Annotated in this window: 1 protein-coding gene and 1 pseudogene; one reads left to right on the forward strand and one right to left on the reverse strand. The window is 77.0% G+C overall.

Annotated elements, in window-relative coordinates; all coding sequences use genetic code 11:
- Nucleotides 1-517, forward strand: a pseudogene (locus tag CTKZ_RS21050) (1-acyl-sn-glycerol-3-phosphate acyltransferase); the annotation flags it as partial.
- Here CTKZ_RS21050 and CTKZ_RS21055 read toward each other — a convergent pair.
- Nucleotides 496-1,767: methyltransferase (locus CTKZ_RS21055; protein WP_235843599.1), on the reverse strand; the 1,272-nt coding region annotated here is incomplete at its 5' end. The pseudogene CTKZ_RS21050 and the gene CTKZ_RS21055 sit on opposite strands and share 22 nt — an antisense overlap.

The raw sequence follows: 1,767 nt of genomic DNA on the forward strand, positions 1-1,767 counted from the left end.
GGCCCGCCGCGACGGTGCTCCCGGCCTCGCGGCGGCCGTCGGGGACCTCGCCGACGGGCTCGGGCCGCGCGGTGCGCTGCTGATCTTCCCCGAGGGCGGCAACTTCACGCCCCGACGGCGGCGCGCCCGCATCGACGCGCTGCGGCGCGAGGGTCGCGACGAGCTCGCCGTGCAGGCCGAGCAGATGACCAACGTCATGGCGCCGCACGCCGGTGGGGTGCTGTCCGCGCTCGACGAGGCGCCCGACGCCGGTGTCGTGTTCGTCGGGCACACCGGGCTCGACCGGCTCGTCACCGTGCACGACATCTGGCGCGAGCTGCCGATGGACAAGCGCATCGTCATGAAGGGGTGGAGCGTCGCCCCTGCGGACGTGCCGCGCGACCGCGACGCCGCCGAGGAGTGGCTGTTCGCGTCATGGCTGCGCATCGACGCGTGGATCGAGGAGAACGAGCCCCCGGCCGCCGGGGCTGAGCCCACCGACCGGGCGCCGAGCGGTCAGACCGCGTCGAGCACGTAGACGCGGGGGTGGTGGCCCTTCGCGAACACCCGCAACGTGTCGCGGACGGACCACAGCGCGGACGCCTCCCGCAGGCAGCGCTCCATGACCTTGACCTCGTGCGTCACGACGACGCTCCGTGCTCCCGGTGCCGCCGCGGCCCGTGCGGCCCGCAGCACCCCGGCGTGCACGTCGACGGCCGACGCGTGGTCGCCGTGCAGCGCGCTCCACGGCGGGTCGACGAGCACCAGGTCGAACGCCCCGGCCTCCCAGGGCCCGTCGGCGCCGGGGGTGCTCGTGAGCACGTCGGCCACGACGAGTGTCGCGCGGACGTGAGCGGCGGCGAGGTTGGCGCGGGCCGCGTCGAGGGTCTCGGCGGAGACGTCGACACCGACGGCGGTCGCGGCCGGGCCTGCCAGCAGGCGCTCGGCGAGCAGCGTGCCCGAGCCGCACATGAGGTTGAGCACGCGGTCCTCGTCCCGCACGCCGCCCAGGCGGACCATCGCCGCCGCGATCGTCGCGTTGAGCGCGCCGGGGTAGTCGGTGACGCGCCACGTCCGCGCGGACAGCGGGCGCGGACCGACGCGCACGAGCACGTCCCAGCCGGGGTCGACGTCGGCCGTCGTTCGCCCGCCCGCCCCGCGTCCACCGGCGCCGGTCCTGCGTGCGTCGACGCCCGGCAGGCGCGCGCCGCGGCGGACGCGGACGACCAGCTGGCCGTCGGCGGGGTCGTGCTGCAGGCCGGTCGCGTCGTGCAGCAGCTCGGCGAGCCGCGCGAAGACGGCCGAGTCCGACCCGGCCGCCTCGAACCGGAACGACGACGAGCCGGCGACGCGCAGCGACGCGTAGACGGCGTCGACGATGCGCGCGAGGTGGTCGCCGCTGGTCAGCGACCTGGGCCGCGGCACGTCGAAGTGCAGGGAGACGTACGCGGCGACGGCGGTGCGCAGCCGCAGGACGTCGGCGAGCGGGCCGTCGAGCCGGACCGCGAGCGCGTCGTCCCGACCGGCGACGTCGACGGGTGCGCGGCGCGGAGCCAGCACCTCGACGACCTCGTCGTGCAGCACGTCGCGCAGCCCGTCGAGGTAGGTGAGCTCGACGAGCGTCCCCGTCGGGCGCGCCGCGGTCTGCGACGTCCCCCGCTCGCGCGCGGACCGTGCCGCAGGCGGCGTGCCGCGCCGCTCCCGCCGCTGGTCGCGCCGCTCGTCGGTGCTGGACCGCGGTCGCCGGTCGTCGACGCCGCCGGGCCGTGCGCGTCGCTCGTCGTTCGT

Origin of the sequence: Cellulomonas algicola (assembly GCF_003851725.1) — a bacterium.
Taxonomy (GTDB): domain Bacteria; phylum Actinomycetota; class Actinomycetes; order Actinomycetales; family Cellulomonadaceae; genus Cellulomonas; species Cellulomonas algicola.